The following is a 16924-nucleotide window of genomic DNA, read 5'->3' on the forward strand; positions in this document are numbered from 1 at the left end:
TACACAAGAGGAGCTGCCGCGGCAGCTCCTCTTTCCCATAAGATAGGGTTTATCGCGCTCCTGCTTGCAGCAGCATCTGTTCGATTTCCTTAAACCGACTATTACGCTTCGCATGCTGCAGCGGTGTAACACCATCTCGATCCGCGATGTTCACGTCGGCGCCATGATCGATGAGCAGCCTAGCGATCTGTTGGTGCTTCGGTCCGCCATTTGTCAGAATGACCACTTCCAGCAGCGCCGTCCAGCCCAAATTGTTGATGTGATTGACGTTCACATCCGTGGTCGCAAGCAGCACGCTCACATTCTCCACATGGCCTTTCTCCGAAGCAGGAATTAGTGCATTGCCGCCATATCGATTAGTCAGCTTGGTATTGGCACCTGCATCAATTAGGAGCTTGAGAATATCGAGCAGCCCCTCGGCACCTGCATAGAGGAAGGGATTATCGCGCATATTGTCCTGCAAATGAATATCCGCACCTGCTTCAATCAATACTCGCACTACATCCGGCTTGTTCGCATGCGTTGCGGCCATCATTGCCGTTCTTCCCCTGGCGTCCTGCTCATTGATGTTTGCCCCCTCGTTCAGAAGCTGGGCCACCTTCGCCCTATCGCCTCGTTCAGCAGCAGCTATCAGCTCTATGCTCATACGATGTCTCCACCTTTCTTGCCTTTGGTGTATTTCTTTCCCCATTCCCCCATACTCTCCAGAATCGGAATGAAGCTCTTCCCTGCTTCCGTCAGGGAATATTCTACTTTCGGAGGGACCTCCTGATACACTTCTCTGTGAATCATTCGATCTTTCTCCAGCTCTCTGAGCTGGCTGGTCAGAATGCCTTTGGAAATGCCGGGTACTAATCGTTGCAGCTCTCCGAAGCGCCTTGTTTCTCTCAAATGCCATAAAATAATGATTTTCCACTTACCAGCGATGACGTTCTGCGTTTCCGTTACCGGGCAAACCTCGATTTGCTCCTCGGGGATGCTTCCCTCGAATAAGGTTCGGGCCATCGTAAATCCCCCCTCTGCTCTCATGGTCTTATTTATATGACTATGTTATATAAAAGTGCCTACTACCATAAATCGAATTATCCCTATAATATTGGACTATAAAGCAAAACACAACTGATGCACGAAAGAAATCGGAGGAATCAACCATGAAAATCGCCATTATCGGCGCTACAGGCAAGGCCGGAAATCTTATTGCAAAAGAAGCATCCGATCGCGGTCATGAAGTGACGGCCATCGTAAGAAATGCAGCTCGACTTGCAGATACAAACAATGGCGTGCTTGAGAAAGACATTTTCGCACTCACCGGCTCTGATCTGGCATCCTTTGACGTCGTGGTGAATACGTATAAAGCGCCGGATGGAGAGGAACATCTGTACATCGATGCCGGCAGAGCGCTGGTTCAAGCGCTCGAAGAAACGCCAAGCACCAAATTGATCGTTGTTGGAGGTGCCGGAAGCCTCTTCATCGACGAAACGAACACGACCAAGCTGATGGATACGCCGGGCTTCCCGGATTTCGTGTATCCGACCGCTTCCAATGCGGGGAAACAGCTTGATGAATTGCGAAATACAACCTCGATTACATGGACATACATCAGCCCGGCTGCCTTCTTCAATCCCGATGGCAAACGCACAGGGTCTTATACATTAGGGAAAGATCATGTGATCTTGAATCGCCAGGGTCAAAGCTATATCAGCTACGCCGACTATGCAATCGCCGTACTCGACGAAATTGAACAGCCGAAGCATGTGAATGAGCGGTTTACGCTCGTGGGCGAAGCCGAATAAACCATTAAGAACTTCGAATTTCGATTGGAGGCAACTGTTATGCAAGTAGAGATTTGGTCGGACTTCGCATGTCCGTTCTGTTATATCGGTAAGCGCCGCTTCGAGAAAGCGCTGGCCGCGTTTGAGCATCGCGATCAGGTTCAGGTGCTATATCGCAGCTTCGAATTAGACCCTCATTCGCCGAAGCATGTACCGCTTGACGTGTATGACATGTTATCCGGCAAATACGGCATGAGCCGTCAAGAAGCGATCAAGATGAATCACAACTTGGCTCAGCAAGCGGCTGCAGAGGGGCTGGATTTTCGATTCGCCGGCTTGGTGCTGACGAATACATTCGACGCGCATCGTCTCAGACATTTCGCCGAGACAGCCGGCAAAGGCGCCGAGGTATCCGAATTGTTATTCCGAGCTTACTTCAGCGACAATAAAAATGTAAGCCATCACGATACGCTCGCCGATATTGCGGAGGCGGTCGGCCTCGATCGTAATGAGGCGCTATCCATGCTGGCCGGAGAGCAGTTCTCCGACCGCGTACGCGCTGAAGAAGGGGATGGGCGCTCGCTCGGCATACGCGGCGTTCCATACTACATCATCGACCGCAAGCAGACCTTGTCCGGCGCCCAGCAAGAGAATATGTTTCTGAAAGCTCTGCAGCAAGCATGGAGCAATCGGCAGCCCTTAGCGTCTTCAGAGGTGGTCGGCGACGGCTGTATCGACGGTATCTGCGCCGTTCCGGAGCAGTAGTATCCAAGCATAAAGCCCCTTCCTCAGATGATGGAAGGGGCTTTCTTTGTCATACTTCGTGGTACCTAGTAACACCAAATGTGACTCGGCATGACTCGGTAAAATCAAGTATTACCAAGTAATACTCAGTAATATTAAGTATTACTTAGTATCACTTCGCAACATGCAATATCAGCTCCACGCCTCAATGTCGCCATCATCGATATCTTCCGCATCCGTTACCTCTTCCGACTCGGGAAGAGAATCGAGCTCGTCGCTGCCCGCTTCTTCTTCCTCCTCAATCGTCGCCGCCATCTGCTGTCGATCTGTCGTTATCTGACGATAAACTCCTGCTCGCAGCGGGTCCGAGGAGTCCTGCAAGCTAGTTCTCTCCATAGGAACATAAGCCTGTAAATTACGAACCCCGTTCAGCATGATCTCCTTCTCCACCAAATAGCGAAAGGAATCCATCAGATTCGACTGCGCATTCAGCCAGGCCATGACAAGCGGGTCCTCCGTCTTCTTCGTCTTAAGGCTGATATTGCCGCCGGGAAGCTTCATCTTCTTCATCTAAGTCACCTCGACCTATCCAGCTCGCTTATGCCGGCTGCTCCGCTTTACTCTTCAGCGCTTCATAGATTTTGCCCCGTACGAAAGCATCCAGCCCCGACGCGTTCAGCTCAACCGCGTAATCGGAAGGAATATAGAGCAGCTTGATCTCCCTTTCGTCGCAAGCCTCCTTCAGATACGGATAGAGGACGGCGCGCATAAGAATGCTTCCGCCGCCGTATACGCAGATGAGATCGATCTCATTGCGCGCTTTGGTCAGCTGCTTCTTCACATGCTGCACGATTTGCTTCACTTGGCTTTCCAGCGGCCTGCGTAACGTTTTGAGCGCCCGCGCATGGTATTTATGCTTCGGATTCTTGAGCACATCGCTGAAGAACTGCCTCGGACTATCCGGCAAATGAATGAGTCGATTAAACTCCTGCAGCGCCTCCTCTATGGCGTAACCGGCACCGTGATGACTGCCGTGAATGAATTGGCGCAGAAACTTATTGCCCTCCGTAATCGGATATTCCGTCGAGCCGTCGCCAATATCGACATGAAGGATCCGCTTATCTTTGAAATAGCTGCCGTTAAACTTCTTCTCGATGCCATAAGTCGCGGCAAAATCAGCAAAGATATCGCCTTCTCGCCAGTTCCCTGCCGCATCCTTCTGCAGCGTGAAGATAACAGGTGTCGCTTCGGGCACAACCTTCACGAATGGGAAGCTGATTTTGACGGCTACTCGCTGCACGCCCAGATGCACCGTCACATGATGCACGTCGGAAGTAAACCGTTTCTCAAACTTAGCTGAGGTCTCATCGGTATGCTGCGTTACAGGCAGTGCGGTCGCCATATCGACTTCCACATCGATTTGCGCCGGAATCTTCTTCTCGTCTTCGAATGCCTTCTGCACGGCTAGCGCTGCGATCTGAGCCAGCGTATTAATGATCGGCAAATCCATATCGCTCTTCGAATCGATGCCAATCTGAATCGTATCAATAATCTCGCCGCTCTCCAGCGCAAACTTCCCGACATAGTACATCCCCGGCCTCGCGGCAGGCGAATCCACCGTGACTACCAGCTGATCCTGCAGGGTTCGCACAAAACTCTCCGGTGCTTGCTCCTCGCTCCATGGAAGCTCGTCCACTCTGCAATTCACATTGGGCTGCTGAATCAATTTGCCGTCAATGATCAGATCATGCTCGCTGTTGCCGTTATCGTTGCCTACAAAGAAATGATAGTTCATTATCGATTTCCCCCTTAGGTGAATGCTGAAATGCATCCCTAGGTATTACTTTGACATACCAAGTATGAGTTAGCATCGAACCAGAGTCCCACCGAACATTAGTCTTCTCTCATATGAATTTGTCGGAAATTCGGGGATTTCTATAACAAAAAGCGCCTCTCCATTTCTGGAGAGGCGCAATTGCATGCAACCAGCTTATTTCTGTGGAACCATGTTGTTGTAGATGCGTGTAGCGTTCACTTTGCCTGTGCTTACATCTTCGGATGTAAATCCGGATACGATATTACCGACTGTGAATTCTTTTGCAAGCAGATCTTCCGATGGTGCGGCAGCTGTCGGGCCATCAATGCCCATTTGCGTTTCCGGTGTTACCGTTACCCACAGGTCGCCAACCTTGAAGCTTTTGCCGTCTGCGCTAACTTCTGTAATCACGCCATCGATGTTAGCCATCATTTTGCCTGTAGTAGCCGGTTTTGTTGAATGACCTGCCTCACCTGTCTGTGGAGCCATGTTATTGTAGAGCACAGTTGCTTTCACTTTACCTGTGCTTACATCGTCCGATGTGAAGCCCGATACGATATTGCCGACTATAAATTCTTTCGACAGCAGATCTTCAGACGGTGCAGTTGCCGTTGGTTCATTGCTGCCCCATTTCGTTTGATCCGTTACTTCAACCCACAGATCGCCTACTTTGAAGCTTTTGCCGTCCGCGCTCACTTCAGAGATCACGCCATCAATATTCACTCTTACTTTACCCATGATTGGCGGTTTCTCCGTATCAACAACAGCAGTCTGCGGAGGATTCACAGGTGTCGTATTATTGTTCAATGTAAAGATACTAACCGCCAATACCGCACATGCTGCAATTCCAACTGTCCAACCTGTTAGTTTCTTCGTCATTACTTTTTCCATTTTCACTCGCCCCTTTGGGTTAATTGTATTGGTTTGTTCCTTGTCCATTTGCTGCATTTCCTGCATCAACTTCTTATATGTTGCTTCTTTGAAATCCTCGCTTGTTTTCACGTGGGACATCGCAGACTTATAAACAGATTTCTTCACGCTCGAGACCTCCAATCTTCTCTTTTAAGATTAAGCGTCCTCTTGCAAGCCAGGTTCCGACCGTCGCCGGTTTAGCCTGCATTATTTCTGCGATTTCCTGAATGGAATAGCCCTCGTAATAGTGCAGATGAATCGGAATGCGGTACTTCTTGTCCAAAGCCAGAACTGCCATCAGAACGTCGTTTTCTTCCTTCGGGAGGTAGCTTAGGTCTTCTGGGACGGGATTCCTGTTTCTAAACCACCCTGCTTTAAGCATGTTCTTGCTTTTATTAATGGTTGTTCGAATCAGCCACGCCTTCTCATGTTCACTGGATACAAATACAGGGCGCTTCTGCAAATAGGTGAGAAACACCTCCTGCGTCACTTCTTCTGCATCCGCTATATTTTTCAAGTAGGCAAAAGCAATTTTGATCATGCTTTGCGAATATAGATCCAAGGCCTGTCGCACAGATTCATTGAGCTCATATGAATCGTACACCTCAGCACCTCCTTTCACTAGTAATACAACTGAGCACGCCCGTATTTTTCATTAGCGCGAATTTTTTTTTAGCATGCGGTTATTTGGGTGAAATCATGTCTGATACGCAAATAAAAAAGGGTACCCGAATAGGTACCCTCAGGTTGCCCGAGAAAGTCCCGACAGCTACTTTATTGTCTATGCTTCATGGACAAAACTTTAACGGTTGTCAGCGTGGCTATTTGATAAATATACGCCTTTTTGAAATCCTAACGGTTGTGACAGACGTTATTTGCAGCAAAATGCCCGATACCCCATGGAAATCATTGAAATAAGCTCTCTGGCAACCGTTAGCCGCTAAAAAGCGGCTATTTAGGCCTAATAACCGCTGTCACAACCGTTAGAATCGGAATACGACAAAGCATGCACCAGTGCCGTGCCTGAACCTAAAAAACCGATGTTATATCAAATGTGGTTCCCCCTATTAACAGCAAAAAAGGCACCCTAATGGGTACCCTCCCTTTGCTTGTCATCTTATAACAGTACGATCTGCGGAGCTCGATTACTGAACTGCACAACTTCATGAATATTATAAGACTTCAATAATGCGATTGCCTCGCCGAAGCCTTGCTCAATACTGCTGAGTCGATGTGCGTCGGACCCCAGTGAGAATAATTTACCGCCAAGATCCAAGTACATCTCGATTAAGTACGTATGCGGATGAATCCATCCTTGCCGGAACAGCCCGGTCGTATTCAGCTCGAGCACTTTCTCCTTGCGAATCATCGTTGTCAATATATCGTATAGAATCGAGCTGCAGCGCTCGTAATCCGCACGGCTTACCATGGACTTCGTATAACGAGCAACGTAATCGAGATGGGCAACCACATCGTAATTATCCATCCGATCGACGGCATCGCGTACATGGGTGAAATAATCAGCCAGGAGCACATCCATCGGCTGATTGTGGAAGGCCTCCTCGGCAAAGTCGAGGACACCGTTATTATGAGCGGAAAGCAGCACCAGATCGAACGAGTAGCTCTCCACATAACGGTTGATTGCCTCGTGATAGTCTTTGCGATAGCCGACCTCGATACCCTTTCGAATCTCAATATCGTACTTCTGACGTAATGCATCAACCTCACGTTCATAATTGTGCATATCAATCAGAACGTCTTTCTTGAAATACTTGCAGTCATAATCAAAATGATCCGTCGTCACAACGGCTTGTTTGCCAAGCTTCACCGCGTTAGCAACAATATGCTCCAACGTTTCTTCGGAATCGGGCGAATAATAGGAATGCACGTGCTGATCTACTATGGTTTGAGGTACTTGCATGAACGTTAACCTTCCTTCGTAATAATAGCCTACAATCTACAATTCACATCATATGCACGTTGTGTGAATTCCAGATTAATCACGAATGAATATATTGTTAACCTCTAATCATCGTATCGGCAGCTTAATCTCAATTAAGGTCCCTTCATTGCCCTTGCTCTGATAGGCAATACTGCCATGATGTTGTTTAATAATGCGATGACTGACCATAAGTCCGAGACCTGTTCCCTTCTCCTTCAAGCTGTAGAAAGGCTGTCCCAACTGAGGCAATAGCTCCTCGGGAATCCCGCAGCCATGATCTTTGATCGAAATAATGTATGCTTCTGTGGCTTCTACCCGTAAGCTGATGTGAATCTCTCCGCCGCCCGGCATAGACTCTATGGCGTTCTTTAATATATTGAGAAACACCTGCTTCAGCTGATTCTTCTCACATGTAATAGGGAATTGGGCTCCTGCGAACCCATGGATAAACTCGATATTATTCAGAAGAGCCTGCGGCGACAGAAATTCGACCGTGTTCTCGAGCAGCTCTTTGAGATCCGTATCGGTCAGCTGAATGGATTGAGGTTTGGCGAGCGACAGAAACTCATTCGTAATCATTTCGATCCGCTCAAGCTCACTCAGGAGCAAGTCGCTATTCCTCATTGAAGGATTCTCCCTCCTGTATAGTTGAAGGAACCCTTTCATGGTTGTCAGCGGATTGCGAATTTCATGAGCTACGCCGGCTGCCAATTTCCCGACAACGGACAGCTTCTCCGATTGCAGCAGAAACTCCTCGGCTTTCTTCCGTTCCGTAATATCTCGGCTAATAATGACGACGTGATCAATACTCCCCGCCGCTCCCACAACGGGTCTGCAGCGAGACTCAAATTCGACCCATCGACCTTCCTTGTGCCTCAGCCGGAATTCCATGGCGTGTGATTCACTATCTGCAAACATCTTCTTGATCGCGCTTCGGAACATCACCACATCGTCCTCATGAACGAACGAACACAATTCGACCCCTTCTAATTCAGAACGGGTGTACCCCAATATGTGCTCATGGGATGGCGAGAAATAACTAACGGAATAGTCCTTATCCATTAGCGCAATGAGGTCCGAGGTGTTCTCCGCAATGAGCCGGTATTGGGATTCACTGACTTCCAGCGTCTTCTCCATGTAGTTCTTCTCTGCGATAATTCGACGGAGTCTCTCATTGGATTCAATAAGCAGCCCGCCGATGAAGACGCCTAACAGGACAAATAACAAATATTGCAGGTGAAAGAGCGGCCAAGCTATGAGAATTTGAAAAGTAAACACGGTGCACAAATAACCAACGATGTAGCCGCAGGATAGTACCGCACTTTTCTTAATTGGTGTAAGCCGGGGGATGTACCTATATAATCCGGTGAGAATCGCGATGTTTATGACCCAGCCTACTATGGCCGGCAGCCAATTGCCGCCGGATAGCAGTCTGGTAATCAAGGAAAAAGAGCCTGCAATGATACCGGGTACAGGCCCAAGATAGGCATATACCAGAATGACAGGCGCATATCGAATGTCGTAGGAATACCCTTGTTGTTTGACGGAGAGGATGACGAGAATAACGGAAACAAGCCCCGCATAAACGCCGACCCACAGACGCATCTGTTTCAGGGATGGACGAATAATGAACGAACGGATGACCAAGGGAGTACTAACCATAAGCGAGAAAATGGAGAGATTAACAAAGTAATCGAATACGATCAATTCGCACCACCCTTATGAAGTCACTGATGTCCATGACATGAAGGCTGCTCGCTCTAGAACTCTCGTAGTATAAGACCACCTAATTATTGGAATAGGTGCACTCTTCGAAGTATAAACAACTTCAAAAACAGAAGCAACACCTTAAATTAAGGCTGGGAATGGGCAGCTCGCCAAGCATCAAGCTGCCTTTGCACTTCAATCCGCACCTCATTAATCCCTGCTTGCCGAAGCTCCTGATTGAACTTTGGCAGCACGGCATCCACGTCTACGCTGCCGGTCATCAAACTTGGGAAGTACTTCTCCCAGACCATCTGAATGTTCTGCACTTGAATCGGCACTCGGGACAAGTCGGGCGTAAATCCGAGCGTACTCGAATTAACGGCCTCCCGGTTGCCGGCGCGGAACTGATTCCATTTGTCCAAGGGATCCGGATATTCGCCGCCCATCGTTTTCAAGATAAACCAGTTGCCTTGCGTGTACTGCACGCCTCCATAGCTTGGCTGCGCGCCTTGGATCGGATGACCGTCGCTGTCTTCGGGAGGTTTAGGTACCACCTGACCGTTACGATCGAGCGTGTAGTGCACGCCTTCAATGCCGAAATTAAAGAGGTTACGCACCTCAGGGTCAGTGTTCAGCAGATTGAGAAACTTTACGCTCTCTACGGGATGCTTCGTATCCACGCTGACAGCCATTACCCCGCCGCGCATGGATTCCGTTGTAATCAGTGCCGGTGTTACCGGGTAAGCCACAAGTTTATAGCCGCGATCCTTGCTCCAGCTATTCTCCGACAGCGGTCCGCCTCCGGCAGCTTTCCAGAACACCTTCACGCCCCGCTTCAGGCCTTGGCTTTCGCGCATAGCCGCATCTTCGTTAATATATCCCTTCTCGTAGTAATCCCGAAGAATATCCAGCACGTTCCGGCCTTCCTTCGTTTCGAATATATTCACTACCCGAGAGCTGGGATCCAGCACGCGCACCATCAGCGGAAGCCCCTTCTCCGATACATATTCGTAACCGTCCAGCGCGAAGAAATTCTGGGAGTCCTTGTCGAGCTCCATCGGCTGATAATCGGGTTCCTTCTCCTTGATCATCTGCAGCAGCGGTTTAAGGGAAGCAAGCGTCGTGTACTTCGAAATATCAATATGGTACTTCTTCACCAACTCTTCCGGATACATCCACTGGTCGCGCACCGCCAATTCCTTATTGGTCGGCACACCGTAGATGCTGCCATCATCCATCCGCACGCCTTGCCAGAACTTCGGATCGATGGCATCATACATATCCTTACCCACATTGGATAAATAATCATTCAGCTTCAGCCAGGCGCCTCGTTGCGCATAGGTCGTGTATTCCGGTGCAAAAGCGATATCAAACGGCGTACCCGCAGATACGAGGGTATTCAGCCGATCTTCATACTCCTGCCAGCCCACTTTAATATAAGTGATCGTGACGCCGATTTTCTTGGCCAGCACCTCATTGATCTTCTCATTGACCATCTGTAGGTCTGCGTCGGGATCCCCAATCGTGTAATAGATCAAGTTCACCGTATTACCGGGAATTGCGGTATTCTTGCCATTACCGGATGAGGAGAAGCAGCCGGATACAAGCAGCGTCAGCATCAGGACGAGCATGATGGTTGCAACGAGGCGCCTTGGATTCCGTTGTTGTCGTTGCATGACGGTCCTATTCCTTTCTCCGTAAGTCCGAGGGTGATTTGTCGAAATAAGCGTGAAAATGAGAGTAGAAGTAGTTCAGGTTCGGATATCCGACAGAAAGCGCGATACTGACAATTTTCTCGTCCGTAGTCTGAATGCGCTCCTGGGCACGAAGCATCCGATAGGCCATGAGATACTCCGAAAACTTCTTCTGCGTCTCCTTAAGAAACAGCTGCCCGAGATAAGTTCCATTCATGCGAAACCGTTCTGCAACCGATTTCAAATTTAGGTTCTGCGCATATTCCGCTTTGACAATCAGCAGAATGCGATTGGTTAGCTTGGACAAACTATCATAGCGAACGCCGAGCACCGGGTCGATGTCCAGATCATCGCGATCCGAGCCTTCAATTGTGCCGTGCAGATCTTCTACAATAATCTTCTCGACCAATTGCTGCAGCTTCGTACGGTCGACGGGTTTGAGCAGATAATCCTTGGCGCCGCAGCGAATGGCCTCCAGTGCGTACTGGAATTCGCCATAGCCGCTCATCATTATATATTTGGAAGGAAGACGCAGTTCATTCAGCTTGTGAATAGCATCATAACCACGTTGTTTGCCTATGCATACATCGAAAATAGCCAAATCGGGCAGAAACTCCACTGCCTTCGAGATTGCACCTTCATATGTTTCGCTGGTCTCGATTTGGCCAAAGCCGTACTTCTCCCAATCCAGCGTGCGTTTCACGCCTTCCAGAATCTGCGGCTCATCATCTACGATCAGTAGCTTGTACATCGAAAGTAGCCTCCTTGGATAGGAATACACTTATTTTAACGCCAGCTTCCTCATTGTTGTCGATTGTCATCGAGAACCCGACTCCGTAGAAGAAGTGCAGTCTTGTATACACGTTACGTAACCCAATTTGATCCGTCTCGGCATCGTCACCTCTGGCAAGCTTGTTCCTGATTTCGGCCAGACGCTCCTCAGGGATCTTATTGCCATTATCCATGATCTCCAGCACGAAACGATCTTCTTCCTCCCAACCGTTAACGATGAGCAGATTGAACTCACTCTCAGGGTTAAAGCCATGGATGAAGAAGTTTTCGGCCAGCGGCTGCAGCCAGAATTTCACGGTAGGCAAGCATAGCAGCGGCGGTTCCACATTAAGCTGATAATAAAATCGTTCCGGATATTTAAATTCCATTATTTTCAGATACTTCTGAAGCAGGTTCAGCTCGCTGCCAAGCGGAATGATGTTCTCGTTCTTTACGATATCCCGGTACAGCGCCCCTAAAGTGGCGATCGCATCTGAAGTGTGGTCGGCATGATTCATTAGTGCAGAGGAACGGATAACCTCTAGCGTATTATATAAGAAATGCGGATTGATTTGATGCTGAAGCGCTTTCATTTCGGTTTCTTGTTGCTTAAGCTTGAGCAAATAATTCGTTTGAATATGTCGATCGAGCTGATGAATCATATCGTCCAGCTCACGCGCGATCATGCCGTATTCGTTCCTGCGATAGCGTGCCGGATTAACCAGTGTGAAATCAGCGGTCTTTGCTCGTCCGATGGAAAGAATAATCCGCCGCAGGAAGTTAGCGTCCTCGCGTAAGTTGTAAACAATGAGCAGCAATACGCTGATCATCGCAACGAGCACGATGAGAAACACCATGAGCAGTACGCTTGCTTTCTGACGAATAAGCGGTGCCATGTCTACCATACTGACAAACCGATAATCGAACTCCGCGGAGTTGAATGACACAAAGTAAACCGCATCCGCAAATCCCGTCTTCAGAAAACCATGACTGCGCCCGTCCGCCATCACTCTGCGAACCAGCTCCTCTGTGTTTCGGCCGCTGCCGGCAATCTGGTATACTTCCCCGGAAGGACTGACTGCTGCTGCTTCGCTCAGATGGTAATTCTGCACGGTCTTAAATATGCGGTCGCTGCTGACCAGGAAACGGAATTCGCCCAGCTGGCGAGCGATCTGATTCGGATCGGACAGCTTCTTATGGTAGACGAAACCTTTCTGAATCGTCTCGCGGAACATTTGATCCGAATTGGACAAACGGAATTGAAAACTCGTATTCCCATTACTATCGAAGCTCACTACATTACCTTCAAGTGAGGTGTGCAAACTAATTTGAGTGATGTCTCCCTTTCCCCCGTTGCTAAGAAAGGATTTAATGTCCTCGGGAAAGGAAACGAGCGGTCGATTATAATGGCTGTTCTGCAGCCTGCTCGTCAGATAACCTTCTGCGGTGTTTCCCAAGAAGCTGCGCACATCCGATACCAATCCGCTATTCGAATAGACACGCTGCATGAAGGCTTCGATTCGGTCGGCATCATATTGAAGGGTATTTTCCACCCGAGTGAATGCGCCATCGGCTTCATTACGAGCATTTCCCACCCACTGACTCAGCAGTACCGCGCAAGTGAGTGCGCCTATGGTCAGGCCGATGAACACCACAAATACCGCATATGCAATGAATTTGCCGCGATAGATCTTGATTTGCATAAATGAAAGCATGCGGCGTCTCCTTTGCAGTAAGCCTTTTGTCGTACCCACTCTCAACCTTATAACGTCGTTGCCTCCAAAAGCAATCAGGTATTTCGTGGCAGAAAACCCGAACGGCTATCTCCGTTCGGGTTTCTGTATGCCTTTTACTCGATTACTTGCGGTAACTTATTTGAAATAGCTATTGATTTGCTCTTGAGCAGCAGCTGTAATCGCATCCATACCGGCTGCTTTCAATTCTGCTACGATCTTCGGTACCATCACCTCAGGATCAGAAGCACCTGTCATCAGCTCATAGCGATATTTATCCCATACGGCTTTCGTGTTGGACACTTCAGTACCCAGCTTGCTGATGTCTAGCGCAAAGCCCAAGTTCGTGGACGAAGTAGCTTGATCGTTCAGCTTGCGCACTTGATCCCATTGATCGACCGGAGCGCCTTTCGTTACAGCCAAGTCGAAGAATGTACCTTGCGTATAAGCAGCCAATGGCCATGTATCTGTTTTACGCTCAACGACTTTCTCGCCGTCTACGTTGTCGTAGTCGACACCGAGCTCACCGAATGCCAGCATGTTACGCAGCTTCGGATCCGTATTTACCAACTGCAGGTATTTCAGAGCTTCCGTTTTATATTTCGAGTTAGCCGAGATCGCATTCAGAGAACCTTGGATTGTACTCGTTGTATAAATAGGCCCGAAGATTTGGAACATATCGTACTTCGCAACCGCTTCAGTGATCTGCCAGCCTGCTTCCGCGCCTGGGAATGCCTGCGCCGCGAAGAATGGACGAGCCTTGTCAGCTTCCGTCTTCGTCGGGGCATCCGGATTGATGATGCCATCCTTGTACCATTGGTGCAGCGTCTTCAGATCTGCCATGACTTCCGGCTGCTCCAGCACGGATACGACTTTACGGGAAGCGTCGTCGACTTTCACGCCGATTGGCGGCAGACCCAGCGTCATATCGTCATAACCGTTGAAGAATCCATTAAATCCGTCGCCTTGCGTGAGGGACAGCGGGTAGAAGCTCTTGCCTTCGCCGGCCTTCATATCATGGAAAGGTTTGTCGAGATCTTTCAACGTCTTGATGCTAGCGCCGTCGATGTTATATTTCTGTACGTACTTATCGTCGAATACCCAATATTGAGTCAATGAAGAATCTTTGTACGTCGGTACGGAGTAAATTTTACCGCCGACTTTCGTTCCGTCCCATACCTTCTCAGGAATGAGCTTGTAAAGATCAGGCGAATCGCTTTGTACGGAATCTGTCAGATCCGCAAATGCGCCTAAGTTAACTTGTTGGCTGTACTTACTGTTATTCGTAAACATAATATCGAACGGTTCGCCGGTGTTTACGATGGTATTGATCTTCGTATCCCAGTCGCCCCAGCTTGCTACTTTGATGTCGACTTTCACGCCGATTTTCTCAGCGGTGTATTCGTTCATCGCAGCGATTGCTTTGTCGAAGTTAGCAGGCGTTTGCCCACCGATTGTCCACCATACCAGCGTCGGCACTTCGCCCGATTCAGCAGGTTTGTTTGCCTCCGTGTTTGTAGCTGTGTTAGAAGGCGTGTTGTTACTCGACTCGGAATTGGAATTCGAGTTTCCGCAGCCCGCTAGTGCTGTTGTTGTCAAAAGCGCCGCGGCCCCGATTGCAAGCAATTGCTTCTTTGTCTTTTTCATACCCATTTCCTCCCTTTGATTGCGATCTTTGTTTCCACCGCCTGTATCAGGCGACAGCTATCATAAACCGGACGAATCCAGGCTTATTTCGGGTTAACCTTTAACAGCGCCGACCGTCAGACCGGAAATAAAATATTTCTGGAAGAACGGGTAGGCAACGGCCACCGGAACCACAATGACGATGGCAACGGCCATACGCGCGGATTCCTTAGGCATCGTGGCGACAAGCTCCGCATAGCTGATGCCCATGCTGGAAGCATTCTTCGCCAGAGCGTCCACGTTACTCATCAAGCTGTTCAGCAGCGCCTGCAGCGAGTACAGGTTCTGGTTGTTGATGTACAGCATGGATTGGAACCAATCGTTCCAATAGGAGAAACATAGGAACAATCCAATGGTAGCCAGTACCGGCAGCGATATCGGAAGCACGATGGAGAAGAAGATGCGCAGCTGGCTCGAGCCGTCAATCTCGGCAGATTCGATCAGAGCGTCCGGAATCGTACTTCTGAAGAAGGTTTTGCAAATAATTACGTTGAAAGAGGAGACGGCCAGCGGCAGAATAAGTGCCCACACCGTATCTTTCAGACCCAGCAAATTCGAGTTGATATAGTAGCTGGATACCAAACCTCCATTGAACACCATCGGGATGAATACGACCCAAGTCAGCAGCCCATTAAGCTTGTAATTGGGCCTCGAAAGGACATACCCCATCGAAGTCGTAAGCATCACGCCAAGCACGGTACCTACGACGGTAACGAGTACGGAGATGCCGAGCGCCTGACTAATCATCTTCCCTTGCTTGACAATATAATGATAAGCCTCTCCGGAAAAGGCCGTCGGAATGAGATGATAACCATCGTTACGGATGGAATCCTCGCTGGCTAGCGATACGGACAGTACCACTAGGACGGGCACGAGGCAAACCAACGCCAATATAATGAAAATCAGATTGAAACTTACGTTCGTGGCGGTCCCGATTCGGTTGAATTTGTCGAGACCTGATTCATATTTCGCTTTTGCTTTCATTTCCCGCTTCCTCCTTTACATCATTGCGCTCTCTCGGTCTACACGACGAACGACCCAGTTGGCAATCAGAATGGTCACACAACCCATCACGGATTGTACGAATGCGGAAGCAGAAGCCATACCTACCGTTGCCGTCTTCAGCTGCTTATAGACGAGAACGTCGATGGTAGTCGCTACGTTGAAGAGAGAGTTAGAATCCCGCGGCACCTGGAAGAACAATCCGAAATCCGTGTAGAAGATTCGCCCTACGGCCAGGATGAACATCATCACGATGACCAGCTTCATAAGCGGCAATGTAATAAACCGAGCTTGCTGCCATTTGGAAGCGCCATCGATTACGGCGGCCTCGTAATACGTGCTGTCGATACCGGTGATGGTCGCTAGATAGACAACCATGCCGTAGCCCAAGCCCTTCCATACATTCATGAAAACCAGAAAGTACGGCCAGTATTTAGGCTCCATATACCAGTTCACAGGATCCTTGCCGAGGTCTGCCAGGAATTGATTGGCGATCCCTTTATCGAAGCTTAGAAACGCCCAAACAATGGCGGATACAACGACCCAAGATAAGAAATAAGGCAAGAACATCATCGTTTGATAGATTTTGCCGGCTTTACTGCTGTGCAGTTGGCCAATCATCAGTGCCAAAGTTACGGGTACTGCAATGCTTAGGATAATGAATATCAAATTGTATCCCAGCGTATTGCGCATCACGACCCAAGCATCGTTCGACTTGAACAGAAACTCGAAGTTTTTGAAACCTGACCAATCGCTGTTGATGACGTTGCTGAGAAAGCCACCGTGAATCTTGAAATCTTTAAAGGCAATAATTAGACCAAACATCGGTAAGAAACAAAATAAGATATACCAAATGGTCGTCGGCAGGGCCAGAAACGTCAGTTCTGTATCCTGCGTGCGCCAGCGTGTTCGTAAGCGTTTACGCCCGCTCTTCATGTCCATGTCAGCCACTCCTTCCGTTTGTTCACGTTCAGCGTGTACGCGCTTTCAAACTAACTGATGTCATTGTATAGAATGTTGCAGGCCTCATTCCAGACAACAAACATAAGACCGCAGTCAACAAACGTTAGGTTTGGGGGTGAATGTGCAAAATAAAAAAGCTTTCAACCGCCAGCATTTGGCGGTTTGAAAGCTTTTTGCATGTT

The 16924-nt window shown here is 48.9% G+C and carries 16 protein-coding genes; 2 read left to right on the plus strand and 14 right to left on the minus strand.

Annotated features, from left to right (window positions below):
- Positions 1-49 precede the first annotated feature (49 nt).
- Together AC0YNS_RS22675 and AC0YNS_RS22680 are read right to left on the minus strand one after the other, a co-directional pair.
- Positions 50-646, minus strand: a complete 597-nt coding sequence (locus tag AC0YNS_RS22675) for an ankyrin repeat domain-containing protein (RefSeq protein WP_475783224.1) — start codon at positions 644-646, stop codon at positions 50-52.
- The gene (locus AC0YNS_RS22680) at positions 643-1005 is read right to left on the minus strand and encodes a winged helix-turn-helix transcriptional regulator (protein ID WP_475783225.1); all 363 of its coding nucleotides are present in this window, start codon (positions 1003-1005) and stop codon (positions 643-645) included. Before AC0YNS_RS22680 ends, AC0YNS_RS22675 begins: the two co-directional genes overlap by 4 nt.
- 146 nt (positions 1006-1151) lie before the next feature.
- Here AC0YNS_RS22680 and AC0YNS_RS22685 point away from each other — a divergent pair, with 146 nt between their 5' ends.
- Both AC0YNS_RS22685 and AC0YNS_RS22690 read left to right on the plus strand, forming a co-directional pair.
- Positions 1152-1793, plus strand: a complete 642-nt coding sequence (locus tag AC0YNS_RS22685) for an NAD(P)-dependent oxidoreductase (protein WP_475783226.1) — start codon at positions 1152-1154, stop codon at positions 1791-1793.
- Positions 1794-1832: 39 nt separating this feature from the next.
- A complete protein-coding gene (locus AC0YNS_RS22690; RefSeq protein ID WP_475783227.1) occupies positions 1833-2537 on the plus strand; it encodes a DsbA family oxidoreductase in 705 nt (234 codons plus the stop codon).
- Between the two features lie 171 nt (positions 2538-2708).
- On the opposite strand, the gene AC0YNS_RS22695 is transcribed toward AC0YNS_RS22690, so the two are convergent.
- The 12 genes from AC0YNS_RS22695 to AC0YNS_RS22750 form a co-directional block, all read right to left on the minus strand.
- The gene (locus AC0YNS_RS22695; protein ID WP_475783228.1) at positions 2709-3086 is read right to left on the minus strand and encodes a hypothetical protein; all 378 of its coding nucleotides are present in this window, start codon (positions 3084-3086) and stop codon (positions 2709-2711) included.
- Positions 3087-3114: 28 nt separating this feature from the next.
- A complete protein-coding gene (locus AC0YNS_RS22700; protein WP_475783229.1) occupies positions 3115-4311 on the minus strand; it encodes a ParM/StbA family protein in 1197 nt (398 codons plus the stop codon).
- Positions 4312-4506: 195 nt separating this feature from the next.
- The gene (locus tag AC0YNS_RS22705) at positions 4507-5370 is read right to left on the minus strand and encodes a DUF5666 domain-containing protein (RefSeq protein WP_475783230.1); all 864 of its coding nucleotides are present in this window, start codon (positions 5368-5370) and stop codon (positions 4507-4509) included.
- Entirely contained in the window at positions 5351-5848 is a 498-nt protein-coding gene (locus tag AC0YNS_RS22710; RefSeq protein WP_475783231.1) for an RNA polymerase sigma factor, read from the minus strand. The genes AC0YNS_RS22705 and AC0YNS_RS22710 overlap by 20 nt, the downstream gene beginning before the upstream one ends.
- A 513-nt stretch (positions 5849-6361) precedes the next feature.
- A complete protein-coding gene (locus tag AC0YNS_RS22715; RefSeq protein ID WP_475783232.1) occupies positions 6362-7165 on the minus strand; it encodes a histidinol-phosphatase HisJ family protein in 804 nt (267 codons plus the stop codon).
- A 108-nt stretch (positions 7166-7273) separates the two neighbouring features.
- Positions 7274-8893 (minus strand): ATP-binding protein, encoded by a 1620-nt coding sequence (locus tag AC0YNS_RS22720; protein WP_475783233.1) that lies wholly within the window; start codon positions 8891-8893, stop codon positions 7274-7276.
- A gap of 146 nt (positions 8894-9039) precedes the next feature.
- Positions 9040-10569 (minus strand): ABC transporter substrate-binding protein, encoded by a 1530-nt coding sequence (locus AC0YNS_RS22725; RefSeq protein WP_475783234.1) that lies wholly within the window; start codon positions 10567-10569, stop codon positions 9040-9042.
- 7 nt (positions 10570-10576) lie between these two features.
- A complete protein-coding gene (locus tag AC0YNS_RS22730; RefSeq protein ID WP_090980436.1) occupies positions 10577-11338 on the minus strand; it encodes a response regulator transcription factor in 762 nt (253 codons plus the stop codon).
- Positions 11313-13073, minus strand: coding sequence for a sensor histidine kinase (locus tag AC0YNS_RS22735; protein WP_475783235.1), 1761 nt, complete (start codon positions 13071-13073; stop codon positions 11313-11315). The genes AC0YNS_RS22730 and AC0YNS_RS22735 overlap by 26 nt, the downstream gene beginning before the upstream one ends.
- A 156-nt stretch (positions 13074-13229) precedes the next feature.
- On the minus strand, positions 13230-14738 hold the full coding sequence (locus AC0YNS_RS22740; RefSeq protein ID WP_475783236.1) for an ABC transporter substrate-binding protein: 1509 nt from the start codon (positions 14736-14738) through the stop codon (positions 13230-13232).
- Positions 14739-14831: 93 nt separating this feature from the next.
- The gene (locus AC0YNS_RS22745) at positions 14832-15761 is read right to left on the minus strand and encodes a carbohydrate ABC transporter permease (protein WP_475783237.1); all 930 of its coding nucleotides are present in this window, start codon (positions 15759-15761) and stop codon (positions 14832-14834) included.
- Between the two features lie 15 nt (positions 15762-15776).
- Positions 15777-16721: an ABC transporter permease gene (locus tag AC0YNS_RS22750; RefSeq protein WP_475783238.1), complete on the minus strand. Its 945-nt coding sequence runs from the start codon at positions 16719-16721 to the stop codon at positions 15777-15779.
- Positions 16722-16924 lie beyond the last annotated feature (203 nt).

Source organism: Paenibacillus sp. J22FR21, assembly GCF_056269135.1.

Excerpts from the sequence above, each read along its gene's own strand:
- AC0YNS_RS22740 (WP_475783236.1), bottom strand. The coding sequence starts at position 14,738 with ATGAAAAAGACAAAGAAGCAATTGCTTGCAATCGGGGCCGCGGCGCTT.
- AC0YNS_RS22725 (WP_475783234.1), bottom strand. The coding sequence starts at position 10,569 with ATGCAACGACAACAACGGAATCCAAGGCGCCTCGTTGCAACCATCATG.
- AC0YNS_RS22730 (WP_090980436.1), bottom strand. The coding sequence starts at position 11,338 with ATGTACAAGCTACTGATCGTAGATGATGAGCCGCAGATTCTGGAAGGC.
- AC0YNS_RS22745 (WP_475783237.1), bottom strand. The coding sequence starts at position 15,761 with ATGAAAGCAAAAGCGAAATATGAATCAGGTCTCGACAAATTCAACCGA.
- AC0YNS_RS22715 (WP_475783232.1), bottom strand. The coding sequence starts at position 7,165 with ATGCAAGTACCTCAAACCATAGTAGATCAGCACGTGCATTCCTATTAT.
- AC0YNS_RS22750 (WP_475783238.1), bottom strand. The coding sequence starts at position 16,721 with ATGGACATGAAGAGCGGGCGTAAACGCTTACGAACACGCTGGCGCACG.
- AC0YNS_RS22690 (WP_475783227.1), top strand. The coding sequence starts at position 1,833 with ATGCAAGTAGAGATTTGGTCGGACTTCGCATGTCCGTTCTGTTATATC.
- AC0YNS_RS22680 (WP_475783225.1), bottom strand. The coding sequence starts at position 1,005 with ATGGCCCGAACCTTATTCGAGGGAAGCATCCCCGAGGAGCAAATCGAG.
- AC0YNS_RS22695 (WP_475783228.1), bottom strand. The coding sequence starts at position 3,086 with ATGAAGAAGATGAAGCTTCCCGGCGGCAATATCAGCCTTAAGACGAAG.
- AC0YNS_RS22700 (WP_475783229.1), bottom strand. The coding sequence starts at position 4,311 with ATGAACTATCATTTCTTTGTAGGCAACGATAACGGCAACAGCGAGCAT.
- AC0YNS_RS22735 (WP_475783235.1), bottom strand. The coding sequence starts at position 13,073 with ATGCTTTCATTTATGCAAATCAAGATCTATCGCGGCAAATTCATTGCA.
- AC0YNS_RS22685 (WP_475783226.1), top strand. The coding sequence starts at position 1,152 with ATGAAAATCGCCATTATCGGCGCTACAGGCAAGGCCGGAAATCTTATT.
- AC0YNS_RS22675 (WP_475783224.1), bottom strand. The coding sequence starts at position 646 with ATGAGCATAGAGCTGATAGCTGCTGCTGAACGAGGCGATAGGGCGAAG.